This window comes from Leeia oryzae DSM 17879 (assembly GCF_000376945.1).
Taxonomy (GTDB): domain Bacteria; phylum Pseudomonadota; class Gammaproteobacteria; order Burkholderiales; family Leeiaceae; genus Leeia; species Leeia oryzae.
The window spans coordinates 182,899-197,301 of sequence record NZ_AQXU01000023.1 but is presented as its reverse complement, the minus strand read 5'-3'; the positions used below and the strand labels follow the sequence as shown (position 1 = coordinate 197,301).

At 55.4% G+C, this 14,403-nt stretch carries 11 protein-coding genes; 8 read left to right on the top strand and 3 right to left on the bottom strand.

The features are described 5' to 3' along the window. The first annotated feature begins 130 nt into the window (after positions 1 to 130). Positions 131 to 499, top strand: a complete 369-nt coding sequence (locus tag F552_RS0110865; protein WP_018151769.1) for a hypothetical protein — start codon at positions 131 to 133, stop codon at positions 497 to 499. A gap of 85 nt (positions 500 to 584) precedes the next feature. Here F552_RS0110865 and F552_RS0110860 read toward each other — a convergent pair whose 3' ends face one another. Both F552_RS0110860 and F552_RS0110850 read right to left on the bottom strand, forming a co-directional pair. Continuing rightward, complete coding sequence (locus F552_RS0110860; RefSeq protein WP_018151768.1) at positions 585 to 1,118, bottom strand: cytochrome b; 534 nt, start codon at positions 1,116 to 1,118, stop codon at positions 585 to 587. A gap of 314 nt (positions 1,119 to 1,432) precedes the next feature. Continuing rightward, positions 1,433 to 1,873, bottom strand: a complete 441-nt coding sequence (locus tag F552_RS0110850) for a hypothetical protein (RefSeq protein WP_018151767.1) — start codon at positions 1,871 to 1,873, stop codon at positions 1,433 to 1,435. Positions 1,874 to 2,278: 405 nt separating this feature from the next. Between F552_RS0110850 and F552_RS19135 the strand changes: the two genes are divergently transcribed. The 6 genes from F552_RS19135 (at position 2,279) to F552_RS0110815 (ending at position 12,414) form a co-directional block, all read left to right on the top strand. Beyond that, on the top strand, positions 2,279 to 5,776 hold the full coding sequence (locus F552_RS19135; protein WP_018151765.1) for an indolepyruvate ferredoxin oxidoreductase family protein: 3,498 nt from the start codon (positions 2,279 to 2,281) through the stop codon (positions 5,774 to 5,776). After that, on the top strand, positions 5,773 to 6,948 hold the full coding sequence (locus F552_RS0110835) for an isovaleryl-CoA dehydrogenase (RefSeq protein WP_018151764.1): 1,176 nt from the start codon (positions 5,773 to 5,775) through the stop codon (positions 6,946 to 6,948). The genes F552_RS19135 and F552_RS0110835 overlap by 4 nt, the downstream gene beginning before the upstream one ends. Positions 6,949 to 7,059: 111 nt before the next feature. Next, positions 7,060 to 8,667, top strand: a complete 1,608-nt coding sequence (locus F552_RS0110830; RefSeq protein ID WP_018151763.1) for a carboxyl transferase domain-containing protein — start codon at positions 7,060 to 7,062, stop codon at positions 8,665 to 8,667. A gap of 8 nt (positions 8,668 to 8,675) precedes the next feature. Continuing rightward, entirely contained in the window at positions 8,676 to 9,485 is an 810-nt protein-coding gene (locus F552_RS0110825; RefSeq protein ID WP_018151762.1) for an enoyl-CoA hydratase/isomerase family protein, read from the top strand. Positions 9,486 to 9,496: 11 nt separating this feature from the next. Beyond that, positions 9,497 to 11,512, top strand: a complete 2,016-nt coding sequence (locus tag F552_RS0110820) for an acetyl/propionyl/methylcrotonyl-CoA carboxylase subunit alpha (RefSeq protein ID WP_018151761.1) — start codon at positions 9,497 to 9,499, stop codon at positions 11,510 to 11,512. Next, complete coding sequence (locus F552_RS0110815; RefSeq protein WP_018151760.1) at positions 11,509 to 12,414, top strand: hydroxymethylglutaryl-CoA lyase; 906 nt, start codon at positions 11,509 to 11,511, stop codon at positions 12,412 to 12,414. The genes F552_RS0110820 and F552_RS0110815 overlap by 4 nt, the downstream gene beginning before the upstream one ends. A 24-nt stretch (positions 12,415 to 12,438) precedes the next feature. On the opposite strand, the gene F552_RS0110810 is transcribed toward F552_RS0110815, so the two are convergent. Next, positions 12,439 to 13,020, bottom strand: coding sequence for a flavodoxin family protein (locus tag F552_RS0110810; protein ID WP_018151759.1), 582 nt, complete (start codon positions 13,018 to 13,020; stop codon positions 12,439 to 12,441). A 353-nt stretch (positions 13,021 to 13,373) separates the two neighbouring features. On the opposite strand from F552_RS0110810, the gene F552_RS19130 reads away from it, so the two are divergent. Next, a complete protein-coding gene (locus F552_RS19130) occupies positions 13,374 to 14,138 on the top strand; it encodes a substrate-binding periplasmic protein (protein WP_018151758.1) in 765 nt (254 codons plus the stop codon). Positions 14,139 to 14,403 lie beyond the last annotated feature (265 nt).

Below are 14,403 nucleotides of genomic sequence, written 5' to 3'. Positions count from 1 at the left end.
AGCGTAAGCCTGTACGATCTATTAGAGCGAACAGCCCAGGATATGAGACAATGGCAGCCTACCTCCATGCCCATGGTCATGACTTAAGGGCATGTATTGACTGCATTTTATAATTGGAGCAAACCCTCACATGGCAATTTTCCGGCAAAAAAAGACCAACAAAAAAGCACAACCCGAAATCTCGGTAAAAGCCAGCCTGATTGGTGAAATCATTCGTGCATCCGCCAAACTGGATGACACCTTGTTGCCAAATGCCTACCGTATCGTGATCTTTGAAGCCATTCTCAAGCACTATCAAGAGTTGCCGCTACGTGACATCGACTTTTTGCACCAGCAGCTGGAACAACTGGGCGAAGCACCAGAAGACAGCGCCGCTGTTGCCCACATGGGCGAACTGCAACTATGGATCAAAGACATGCCGCAACTGATCCTGACTCTGATGATTGGCCTGGCCACCGGCCGGGGCGAGGAATTTGCCTGGGGATTGCTGCAGGATTAACTCCCGCAGATGTATAGTAAAAAATGGTGCCGATGGCACCATTTTTTATGCGGGTTGATATCAATTTACCTTTCAGAACATAAGCTTACTTCCTGTTGCCATACCACATCCGTGCAATCAGATTGTCCTTGAGTATCTTCTGGTGAAATAACGCACCCGCAAAATGGGCCAGGAAGGTGAACATCAGAATATTGGCCAGTGTGCCATGAATGGACCTTGGCAATAAGTGCCGGAAGGTTTTGGGTAGTGGTAGCGGATTAGGGCCAAACAGGATATTGAACAGATCGGTATTAAACGCCAGCGCAATGCCACTGATCACCATCGCAAACACCAGAACATAAAGAATGACATGGACAATCTGCGCAACCATGTCCATCAAGGCATTGCCCGTTTGCGCATGTGCGGGTTTGTCTGTTCCCCAGCGGGTACCCAGTCTTGCCAGCATCAATACCCCCACCGTTAAACCTGCCACAACATGCAACTGCAATTGTAATACCTTGGCCGGATTGGTATTTCTGAAGAGCGACAGCACCTGCCAACCATCTATCAGCATGCCCAGAATCAGCAAGGCCAGCAGCCAGTGCAGGGTAACCAGCAACGGGTGATAACGTGAAACCATGATGCTCTCCTTCTTGTCCAGAGCGGCTGCACGCAGCCGATGTTTTGCACCATCAAAAGTTCACTGATACAACAGATTCATCATACGCCTGGCATATCTTGGATACGCGGGCCGATGGTTAAAATTTATGTAAAAAAGTGTGATGCAACTCCACAGGCTGGTTTCACAAAGCACATGGATGGTGAGGAGAGGGAGGGTGATAGGGTTGCGCAAGCAGTTATGACAGCCAGACGGCCTGCGGATAACCCATAGACGTATTCATGTGAGGAAAAATGGGGCGGGCGGACACGCTACGGCATCCGCAATCCTGTCATTTATCTCATGATGTCTTCAACGGCATCCAGTACCCGTCTGGAACCATTGGCGATAATCAGAATATCTTGGGCAATCTGCACGTAGCGATGGTTAGCTGGCAGGGGTGGCAGTTTGCTCAGAATATCCCGTGGCAGATCGTGGTAGGGCAGGTCTGAAGGCAAAGGCTCACCACGTTGCCACTTTTTGGCTTGTCCGGGCGGCATGCAGCCATTGTTCTTTTTCGCTAACCCTGGCGGACAAAATCCCGCACGCTGCTGGCTGCCATAGTAGTCATACAGGGTTTGTCTGGATTCATCGCTAAAACGAAGATTGTCTGCATTCTTCACTTTATGCTGCTTGTGCTTCTTACCTGCCCATTCTGGTTTTTCTGCATAAGCCGTGCTGCCAAGGCAACCCGCCAGGGTAAAAGCCAGCACAAGGCTGGAAGCCAGTTTTTTCATGATTGAAACTCTCCGGTTGGGTAGTTGTTTTTATAGACATAAAAGCAATCTCTAGGTTTCATTGTAACCCGGATCAGGTCTGGGAATGCGGTGCCAATGACATTGAAAATGCACGTAACGACGTTCCCCAATCTGTCCAATTTCACCTTGCGGTGCAGCATCGAATTTACTCGCATTGCATGTCTTGCCTGACTATACTCCGGTACACAATCGTTTTAATTGTCGGTTTGCAGGCAGGGTTGATGTACCCGTTAACCCCGTTGCAACCTGCCAATGTAGCGTTTTTGAATTACCCAACAATTTGTGATGACTAGCCACCAACCGACAAAATCGGTTGGTCTCATAAAACGGTTGTGTGCACGGGCATGCTGCTGTTTGATGAATGGCGCTGTAAAGGAGTGTCTGATGAATAAGCAGATTTCCCTAACAGATAAATATACGCAAACAACGGGCCGGGTGTACATGAGTGGTACACAGGCTTTGGTGCGTTTATTACTGGCGCAAAAAGCGCGGGATGAAGCGGCAGGTCTGAATACAGCCGGGTTTGTTTCCGGTTATCGGGGTTCCCCACTGGGCGGTCTGGATCAGGCGTTGTGGAACGCCAAAGAGATTCTGGAACAGCACCACATCAAATTTACTCCTGGTCTTAACGAGGAGCTGGCGGCCACCGCAATCTGGGGTACGCAGCAAGTCAGTATGGACCCTAACACCACGGTCGATGGTGTTTTCTCTTTATGGTATGGCAAAGGCCCCGGTGTAGACCGCAGTGGCGATGTCTTCAAGCACGGCAATATTGCCGGCACATCCCGTCATGGCGGTGTGTTGCTGGTAGCGGGCGACGACCATGCCTGCAAGTCGTCCAGCTTGCCACACCAGAGTGAGCATGCCTTTATTGCCGCGATGATTCCGGTGATGAACCCTTCTAGTGTCAAGGAATTTATCGAGTTCGGTCTGCATGGCTGGGCCATGTCGCGCTACTCTGGCTGCTGGGTGGGCTTCAAGACCATCTCGGATACCGTCGAGTCGTCTTCGTCTTTCGAGATTGATCCGCACGCGGTCGAGATCAAGATTCCGGATGCGTATCCCATCCCTGCGGACGGCTTTTCCATCCGCTGGCCAGACCCGCCGCTGGAACAGGAAAACCGCCTGCAACGGGAGCGTCTGTATGCGTTGCTGGAATACGTGCGCATCAATAACCTGAACCGGTTGATGATTGATTCCCCCACGCCCAAGCTGGGGATCGTGACCACCGGCAAGTCGTATCTGGATGTGATGGAAGCGTTGGCCTTGCTGGACCTGGACGAAGCAGCAGCGTCCAGCATGGGGATTCGCCTGCTGAAAGTAGGGGTCTCCTGGCCGCTGGAGCCTGAGTGCATCCAGACATTTGCAGAAGGGCTGGACGAGATTCTGGTGGTGGAAGAAAAACGCCAAATTCTGGAATACCAGATCAAGGAACACCTGTACAACGCGCCCAATCGCCCTCGGGTAGTGGGCAAATACGACGAGACCGGCGAATGGGTAAAAGTGCCCAAGAGCGGGATTCTGCTGTCGCCAAACGGTGAACTTACCCCCACCACCATCGCCTGCGTGATTGGCAGCCGGCTGGCCAAGGTATGCGGTGACGAGCGCATCATGTCTTTGGTGCAAGCGCACCATATTGTCTGCAGCGCATCCGAAGGGTTTACCCGGCCAGACAAAACACTGGCACAACGGGTGCCTTACTATTGCTCCGGCTGCCCGCACAATACCTCTACCCAGGTGCCGGAAGGCAGCCGGGCGCTGGCGGGGATTGGCTGCCATTACATGGCCATGTGGATGAACCGCCGGACCGAGACCTTCAGCCAGATGGGCGGCGAGGGTGTGGCCTGGATCGGCCAGGCGCCATTTACCAAAACCCCGCATGTGTTCGTCAATCTGGGCGATGGTACCTTTATGCACAGCGGCTCGCTGGCAATTCGCTACGCCATTGCCGCCAAGGTGAACGTGACTTACAAGATTCTGGTGAACGACGCCGTCGCCATGACGGGTGGACAACCGGTAGAAGGTTTGCCAACCGTACCGCAGATTACCCAGATGGTGTACGCAGAGGGCGCCAGACGGATTTGTCTGGTATCGGACGAGCCGGAATACTACAAAGAGCTGGGCGGATTACCCGCTGGCGTGGAAATTCACCACCGCGATCAGATGATGAAAGTGCAGGAAACGCTGCGTCAGCACCCTGGGGTGTCCATCATCGTGTATGCCCAGGTATGCGCAGCCGAAAAACGCCGCCGTCGCAAGAAAAAACAGATGATCGACCCGCCAAGACGGGCAGTCATCAACGAGCATGTGTGTGAAGGTTGCGGAGACTGTGGTAAACAGTCTAACTGCGTGTCCATCTTGCCGCTGGAAACCCCGCTGGGTCGCAAACGTACCATTGACCAGTCATCCTGTAACAAGGATTTCTCCTGCTTGCGCGGCTTTTGCCCGAGTTTTGTGACGGTGGAAGGCGGGCAGCTCAGAAAGCCATCACCCAAGAAAGTAACGGTGCCGACAGACTTGCCTGCGCCGCAATTACCTGACTTGTCTTCTCACGCCTATAACGTGCTGATTACAGGGGTGGGCGGTACAGGGGTGGTCACCATTGGCGCCCTGCTGGGGATGGCGGCCCATATCGAAGGCAAAGGGGTTCTGGTACTGGACATGGCCGGTTTGGCGCAAAAGGGCGGCGCGGTCACCTCGCACGTCAAGATTGCCTCTTGTCCGGAACACCTGCACTCCGCCCGCATCGCCAGTGGCGATACGGACGTGCTGCTGGGCTGTGATCTGGTGGTCAGTGCCGGCAATGAAGTCATGAACATGCTGACCAAAGAGCGCAGCCATTGCCTGATCAATACCAATATCACCCCGACCGGTGCCTTTACCCAGAACGCCGACTGGGATGCTCAGCCTCAGCGTTTGCTGGACCGGGTTGAAACCGCGGCCGCTGCGCTGGAAACCGTCAATGCTACCCAGTTGGCCACCGCGCTGTTTGGCGATGCGGTCGCAACCAATATGTTTGTGCTGGGTTATGCATGGCAAAAGGGCTGGATTCCGCTGTCTGGAGAGGCCATCGAACAAGCCATCCGGCTGAATCAGGTCAGTATCGACATGAACCTGGCGGCATTTGCCTGGGGGCGTCAGGCCGTACTGGACCTGGGCAAGGTGAAGGCTGCCGCAGGGCTTGCAGACAGCACGGCGATTCACTGGTTGCCACGCAAACCGCTATCGCTTGATGCCATCTTGGCAGACCGGATGCAGCGACTCACGGCCTATCAGAATGCTGCCTATGCCAATCAGTACCGGGATTTTGTGGCTCATGTCAGTGCCACTGCCGGGGATGAAATGGCCAGCGAAGTGGCGGTGCAGTTATTCACGCTCATGGCCTACAAGGATGAGTACGAGGTGGCACGCCTGTATGTAGAAACCGACTTCTTTGCCCGGATTGCCCGTGACTTTGAAGGGGACTATCAGCTGAACTTCCATCTGGCGGCCCCCCTGTTTGCCAAAAAAGACCAGAAAGGGCACCTGATCAAAGCCAGTTATGGCCCTTGGGTGGCAAAAGCCTTTACAGTGCTGGCCAAACTCAAAGGCTTGCGCGGTACGCCATTTGATCCGTTTGGCTACACCGCAGAACGCAAAATGGAACGGCAACTGATCAAATCCTATCAGGAGGATGTCAAGTCTGCCCTGGCGCTTCTGAACGAGCAAAACCGGCTGCAGGTGCAGAAGTTCTTGCGCTGGCCGCAGGAAGTACGAGGTTTTGGCCACATCAAGGATGAATCTCTGGTACTGGCCAGGCAGAAGCGCGATGCCTTGCTGCAGCAGTTATCCGACCAAAAAATAACAACAGAAACCACCGATACCCAAAGGAGTCTGGCATGAGTCATTTACCTTCTCTCGAGTTTCATCAGGATGAAACCCTGCAGATGCTGCGCGAATCCGTTCAGCATTTTGTGGCTGAGGAGCTGGCCCCCAGAGCGGCAGACATCGACCGGGACAATCTTTTTCCGGCTGACATGTGGAAGAAATTCGGCGACATGGGGCTTCTGGGGATGACGGTTGACGAGAAATATGGCGGCACCAACATGGGCTATGTGGCCCACATCATCGCCATGGAAGAAATCTCTCGTGCCAGTGCCTCGGTAGCGTTGTCTTACGGCGCGCATTCCAACCTGTGCGTGAACCAGATTTATCGCAACGGCAATGAAGCACAGCGGGAGAAATATCTGCCCAAGCTGATCTCTGGCGATCATGTTGGCGCCCTGGCGATGTCTGAACCCAATGCCGGTTCTGATGTGGTCAGCATGAAATTGCGGGCCGATGCCAAAGGCGATCGCTTTGTGCTGAACGGCAGCAAGATGTGGATTACCAACGGCGGAGATGCCGATACGCTGGTGGTGTATGCCAAGACCGATGTGAATGCCGGCCCCAAGGGGATTACGGCGTTCATTGTCGAAAAAGGCTTTAAAGGTTTCTCTTGCGGCCACCATCTGGACAAGCTGGGCATGCGCGGCTCCAACACTTACCCCATGTTCTTTGATGATTGCGAAGTGCCGGCAGAAAACGTCTTGGGCGGGGTTGGCAATGGGGTCAAGGTGTTGATGAGCGGGCTGGATTACGAGCGCACCGTGCTGTGTGGCGGCCCGCTTGGCATCATGTCGGCCTGTATGGATGTGGTCATGCCATACCTGAAAGAGCGCAAACAGTTTGACCAGTCGATTGGTGACTTCCAGTTGATGCAGGGCAAACTGGCGGATATGTATTCCACCTGGATGGCCAGCAAGGCGCTGGTGTATGCCGTGGGTAGTGCATGTGACCGTCTGCCGCACGGACATCGCTCTTTGCGCAAGGATGCCGCCAGCGCCATCTTGTACGCCGCAGAGAAAGCCACCTGGATGGCCGGTGAGGCGATTCAATCATTAGGTGGGAACGGCTATATCAATGATTACCCGACCGGGCGATTGTGGCGCGATGCCAAACTGTACGAGATTGGCGCCGGCACGTCGGAAATCCGCCGGATGCTGATCGGACGTGAACTTATGTCTGGCATATAAAGTGAATATAAACAATATATTAAGATAAATAGTTAATCTTTTACTTTATATATAGACAGGCGGCTTGATTTTGAGCACATGCAGACCGCCTCTCTGCAGCAAGGATAGCGCATGACCATTTTACAAACTTCAATCAGCCCGACGTCTGCCGGCTTTCTGGAAAATGCCCGCCAGATGCGCCAGCTGGTAGACGACTTGCATGACAAAGCGGCGCGCATCGCCTTGGGGGGCGGGGACAAAGCCCGTGCCAAACATGTCGCCAGACAAAAACTGTTACCCAGAGACCGGGTAAACCAGTTGCTGGACCCGGGGTCTCCTTTTCTGGAAATCGGCCAGATGGCCGCATGGGACATGTACGATAACGAGGCACCCGGTGCAGGTCTGATTGCCGGCATTGGCCGTGTCAATGGCGTCATGTGCATGCTGGTGGTGAATGATGCCACCGTCAAAGGGGGTACTTACTACCCGATGACGGTCAAAAAACACCTGCGCGCGCAGGAAATTGCCGAGCAAAACCATCTGCCATGCATTTATCTGGTGGATTCCGGCGGCGCCTTTTTGCCAAAGCAGGATGAAGTCTTCCCGGACCGGGATCACTTCGGGCGGATTTTCTATAACCAGGCCAATATGTCGGCCAAGGGGATTCCCCAGATTGCCGTGGTGATGGGGAGCTGTACCGCCGGCGGTGCCTACGTGCCGGCGATGTCGGACGAAACGGTCATCGTCAAGGAGCAGGGCACCATTTTTCTGGGTGGACCGCCATTAGTCCGTGCAGCGACGGGCGAGATTGTCACGGCAGAAGAGCTGGGCGGCGGAGATGTTCATACCCGCTTGTCCGGTGTGGCCGATTATCTTGCAGAAAATGACCCGCATGCGCTGGCACTGGCCCGGCAGATTGTCTCCAACCTTAACCGGCCTGCCGTCGCTTCTCTGGCCGACTTGCACGTTGAAGAACCGTTATACGACCCGCAAGAACTGTACGGCATCATGCCAACCGATACCCGCAAGCCGTTCGATGTGCGGGAAATTATCGCCCGCGTGGTAGACGGCTCCCGTTTTGACGAGTTCAAACCGCGTTATGGCAACACGCTGGTCACCGGTTTTGCGCAACTATACGGGCAAACAGTCGGTATTCTTGCCAATAACGGCATTCTGTTCTCCGAGGCCGCGCTAAAAGGGGCGCACTTTATCGAGTTATGCGGCCAGCGCAATATCCCGCTGGTGTTCCTGCAGAACATTACCGGCTTTATGGTGGGCAAAAAATACGAGAACGCCGGCATCGCCAAAGATGGCGCCAAGATGGTGACAGCCGTTTCTACCGTACAGGTACCCAAGATCACCACCGTGATTGGTGGCTCTTTTGGTGCGGGTAATTATGGCATGTGCGGGCGGGCGTTCTCTCCGCGCTTTTTGTGGATGTGGCCCAATGCCCGGATTTCTGTCATGGGCGGGGAACAAGCGGCCAGCGTGCTGGCCACGGTGCGCCGGGACCGTGCAGAGGCAGAAGGCGAAAGCTGGTCTGCAGAAGCAGAAGAGGCCTTCAAGTCCCCCATCCGGACCCAGTACGAAACCCAGGGGCACCCTTACTACGCCACGGCCAGATTATGGGACGACGGCATCATTGACCCTGCGCAAACCCGTCGCACGCTGGGGCTGAGCCTGTTTGCGGCACTCAATGCACCGGTGGTTCCGACCCGGTTCGGCATTTTCCGGATGTAGGAGCCGTCATGTATCAAACCATCGAACTCACCCTGCAAGATCAGGTCATGACCGTCTGGCTTAACCGGCCAGAGGTCCACAATGCCTTTAATGCCTTGCTGATTGAAGAGCTACACCAAGCCTGCCTGCATATTCATCAGCGAGATGATGTCCGTGTCGTCATTCTGGCCAGCCGTGGCAAGAGTTTTTCGGCCGGAGCAGACCTGGCCTGGATGCAAACGCTTGGCAACGCCACGCTCGCAGAGAATCAGGCAGATGCCCTGAAGCTTGCGCACATGCTGAAAGCACTGGCCACATTGCGCCAGCCCACCATTGCCCGCATTCAAGGGGCAGCGCTGGGCGGCGGACTGGGGCTGGTCGCCGCTTGTGACATGGCTGTCGCGTCGCAAACGGCCATCTTTGCCACGTCCGAAGTCCGCCTCGGGCTGATTCCGGCCACCATTGCCCCTTATGTCATCCGTGCCATCGGCGAAAGGCAGGCATACCGCTATTTTCAGACGGCAGAACGTTTTGATGCAGCCACGGCCTACCGGCTGGGGCTGGTGCACGATGTGGCAACGCCAGAAACACTGGATGAGGTTATCGGGCAACTGGTAACCCAGTTGCTGCTGGGCGGGCCTGCGTCGCAGACCGAGTCCAAGGCCCTGATCCGCGACATTGGCCATACGCTGCTCAGCCAAGAACGGTTGACGGACACTGCCCGGCGCATAGCAGAACGGCGCGCCTCTGCCGAGGGTCAGGAAGGCTTGGCGGCATTTCTGGAGAAGCGCCCGCCAGCCTGGGTAATCACACAAGAACAAACTGCGAATAAAACCTGAAAAGGGTCGTCATGTTTCAGAAAATATTGATTGCAAACCGTGGTGAAATTGCCTGCCGCGTGATCAAAACCGCCAAACGGATGGGGATACAGACCGTTGCCGTATACTCTACGGCAGACGCCAACAGCCTGCATGTGCGGCTGGCCGATGAGGCGGTATGGATTGGTGAAGCCGCCGTTCAGGAAAGTTACCTGCAACAAGCCCGCATCATCGATGCCGCACTGGCTACCGGTGCCGAAGCCATTCACCCGGGGTATGGTTTCTTGTCTGAGAATGCCGAGTTTGCCCGCCTGTGCGAGGCCAATCAGCTTGTCTTTATCGGCCCACCCGTGAGTGCCATTGCTGCCATGGGTTCCAAATCTGCGGCCAAGGCCTTGATGGAAGCTGCCGGCGTACCACTGACCCCCAGCTACCATGGCAACGCACAAGAACCCGTGCTGTTGCAGCAAGAGGCAGACCGGATCGGTTATCCGGTGCTGATCAAGGCCAGTGCAGGTGGCGGGGGCAAAGGCATGCGCCGGGTAGACAGTGCTGCGGAATTTGCAGCGGCACTTACGTCCTGCAAACGCGAGGCCTTATCCAGTTTTGGCGATGATCAGGTGCTGATCGAAAAATACATCAGCCCGGCCAGGCACATCGAAATCCAGGTATTTGGCGATGCCCATGGGCATTATGTGTATTTGTTCGAGCGGGACTGCTCTGTGCAACGCCGTCACCAGAAAGTGCTGGAAGAAGCCCCGGCCCCCGGCATGACAGACGCCCGCCGTCAGGCCATGGGCCAAGCAGCGGTTGCTGCCGCGGCGGCGGTCAACTATACCGGCGCAGGGACGGTGGAATTCATCGTCCAGCAGGACGGCAGCTTTTATTTCATGGAGATGAATACCCGCTTGCAAGTAGAGCATCCGGTCACCGAGATGATTACCGGGCTGGATCTGGTGGAGTGGCAGCTCCGGGTCGCCGCTGGTGAATCTCTTCCCCTGACCCAGTCAGACTTGCAGATTCATGGGCATGCCATCGAGGCGCGCATTTACGCAGAAGACCCGGAGGCCGGTTTTCTGCCATCTACCGGCCGCCTGCATCACCTGCACAAGCCAGCCAAGCATCCGTATATCCGGGTGGATACCGGCGTAACCCAAGGGGATGTGATCACCCCATATTACGACCCGATGATTGCCAAGCTGATTGTCTGGGGGCAAGACCGCACCCAGGCATTGGCAAGGATGAAAGAAGCCCTCGCCAGTTATCAGATCGTAGGGGTGCATCACAATATTGCCTTCTTGCACCGTCTGGTGGGGTGTAGTGCGTTCGAGTCTGCCGCGCTAAGTACCTCGCTCATCGAGCAACAGCAAGCAGCATTGTTCCCGCCGCCGGCGGATGTGCCGGATATCATCTGGTGCCAGGCTGCACTCGCCATCTGGTCAAAGAACCGTCAGCAACAGCATGCGTCCCCCTGGGCCGCCAATGATGACTGGCGTCTCAACAGCCAGCATCAGGGTAAAGTCAGCTTTAGCATCCACACGGCACAGCAGTCTGCGTCTGCCACGGTGGATGTCGCCATGCAGTTGAACAAGTCCCTCCTGGCGCAATGTAACGACAGCCAGCTGAACGCAACCGTGCACTGGTTATCGCCCCAGCAATGCCAGATCAAGCACTTGCAGGGTGGCATCATCACCAGCGTGGTGGTACACGCCAATACCTGTCATGTATGGGCAGGCGGGCAGCACTATCAGTTGCAATATCAGGACCCGCTGGCGCAACACGGCAGCAGCGAGGCAGAAGAGGGTGGTTTGCATGCCCCCATGCCGGGCAAGATTATCGCCCTGCTGGCCGAAGCGGGCAGCCATGTGGTCAAGGGACAGCCGTTGCTGGTGATGGAAGCCATGAAGATGGAACACACCATTACGGCGCCCAATGACGGTTTGCTGGATTGCTACTTCTTTGCAGAAGGCGAGCAGGTCCCGGCCGATGCCATTCTGGTGCGGCTGCATGCGGCCAATCCGGCAGCGCCAGTACAGGAGGGATCATGACATTACCTGCATCCGTACACATCGTCGAAGTCGGCCCGCGTGACGGGCTGCAAAACGAACCCAACTGGGTCGATACCGCCACCAAGATTTCGCTCATCCAGCGCCTTGGCCAGGCAGGGCTGAAAACCATTGAAGCCACGGCTTTTGTTTCCCCCAAGCGGGTGCCACAAATGTCAGACAGCAGTGTGGTGCTGTCCGGCATAACCCGGCTGCCGGGTGTGACGTATCCGGTACTCACGCCCAACCTGAAAGGGTTCGAAGCGGCCCGCGCAGCCGGTGCCAGAGAGATTGCGGTCTTTGGCGCGGCATCAGAGAGTTTTTCACAGAAAAACATCCAGTGCTCGGTAGCCGAATCCATAGAACGCTTTCGTCCAGTTGTAGATGCGGCCCGGCAAGACGGGGTGGTGGTAAGGGGCTATTTGTCCTGCGTGATCGATTGCCCCTATGAGGGAGCCATTTCACCCGCCAAGGTGGCCGATACGGCCAGACAACTGTTTGAGCTTGGCTGCGAAGAAATCAGCCTGGGCGATACCATCGGCACCGGTACGCCAGAGCGTGTCAAACGCATGATCGAAGCCGTGTCGGCACATATCCCGATCAACCGGCTGGCAGGCCACTTTCATGACACCTATGGCATGGCCATTGCCAACATTTATGCAGTCCTGCAGATGGGCATCGCCACGTTTGATGCCTCAGTCGCCGGCCTGGGAGGCTGCCCCTATGCACCCGGGGCTAGTGGCAATGTCGCCACAGAAGACGTGGTGTGGCTGATGAACGGGTTAGGCATCGATACAGGCATTGATCTGGCCAAACTGGTAGAAACCTCGGCCTGGATCAGCCACCAGCTCAAACGCCCTGTTGGCAGCAAGGTAGGTAAAGCACTGCACCATTCCGCAGTCTAAACCCTCAGATCCCCAAACGGGGTGTCACGCCCCGTTGCCTACTTTGCTGATGCCGGTAACGGCCAGCATGGCGACCCGTTTGCCAAGATACGTCGCCGTTTCCAGGTCTGTGGCAGCGACAAGAGGTTGGGTTGTGTGAGCAGACATGCCTGACTGCAACCCCAAACGGTTGCGACCCTCTTGATCATAACCGCCAGGGATATCCAGTCCGACCCATAGCATGCCATGCTGAGAGGCCAGAATGCTGAAGTACTGCATGGTCTGTCCCTGATCGCCATTGGGATTCGAACCGATGGTAAAACCTGCTGCCAGCTTGTTGCGCCATTGCTGGGTTTCCCAACGCTCGCTGGTGGCATCTGCAAACGCCTTGAATTGCGCTGACGGGCCGCCCATATAGGTTGGTGCACCAAAGATCAGAGCATCTGCCTTGTCCAGTTGTGCCAGCAACGCTTCGTTGCGAAAACGCCCCTCTACAATGTCCTGCCCCAGAATTTCATGGATAGATGCTTCGCACCCGGATACCTGCATCACGCCAGTGGTGATGGCGCGGGCAAGCTGGGCTGTTGTGCCGGAAGCACTATGGAAAATAATCGCAATCTGAGTCATCGCTTGGTTCGGCTACGCTATGTGTTAGATAAGGCTGCTGCATTTGAGCATGGTTGTCATGTTCGCACACGGCAGCAGAAAAAGTATTCGTGACAATAGCATAATGCGGACAGGCTCTGTGAAACAAGCGCCATTATCCGATTGTATTTCGAGGTGGCGGGGTCTACATTAAAACTATCAATGTGCTCGTACCATGCGGCATGGTTGTTGCCATGAGCGGCCATCTTGATGGGCAAACCCCGTGACAACAGTCATGCGCTGATATGCATCACAATGGAGGGTATCCGTTGTCGATTCTTGGTCGCATCCACTCCTTGCGTGTTGTACTTTCAGCGTGCTGCTTGCTGCTGTGCATGGCAAATGCCTGCGCTGAGCCACGTATTTACTTGTATACCGAAGAATATCCCCCCATGAACTTTACCCGTAATGGCAAGCCTGCGGGTTTGGCGGTGGATGTTGTGCAAGAACTTGCCCGGCGGATTCACGTACCCGTCAGCATATTTGTGGTGCCGTGGGCCAGAGGTTTTCGTCTGGCCCAGCTTCAGACCAATACCGGACTTTTTTCTACCATGCGCACCGAGCAACGGGAGCGGATTTTTAAATGGGTAGGGCCGTTGACGACGACAACCTCCAGCTTTTATGCGCTCAGCAGAAAAAAGCTAACCCTAAAAACGCTGGATGATGCCCGCAAGGCCAGAGCCATTACCGTGCCGCTGGACTGGGCCTCTTACCAGACCCTGTTAAGCGCCGGTTTCCAGAATCTGGAGCCAGTCAATGACCCCAAACTCATGATCAAGCTGCTGAAGTCCGGGCGGGTAGACTTCATGGTGACAGACCAGCAAAACCTGCCAGCGCTACTGGCAGCGGAGGGGGCTGACCCGGGCCTGGTCACGGCGGTGCTGCCCTTCATGAGAAACAGTACGTATATTGCCTTTTCGAGAGATACCGCTGACGATATTGTCTCGGTCTGGCAAAACGCGCTGGATCAGATGAAGCTGGACGGTGCTTTCAAGGCCATCTATAAAAAATGGCTTCCTAACGACAAGCCCCCCGGGCTCATGCAAGACCCCGACCTTTCCCCGCTGCAAGAAATGACGGCAGAGAATCGCCCACGCTAGAGGCGCCTTAAGGCCAGCTTCTGCCGCTGACATAACGGTCTGTCTGATAGCGGATTCTGTCTTTGAGCTGATCGAGCCGCTCTTCCTCATTCCATTGGTACCTCTCATGCCTTGGGTGTGGACCATCTATCTCGATACGAGATAGCCAGCCCCAAAATGCCCCCAGACTCCGTCTCAGCAAATGAATAAACGTACGCATCATGACCTCCGCAGATTGTTATCAAATAACAGTCATGTCATGCTATATTTTTGTATATTCCGGATA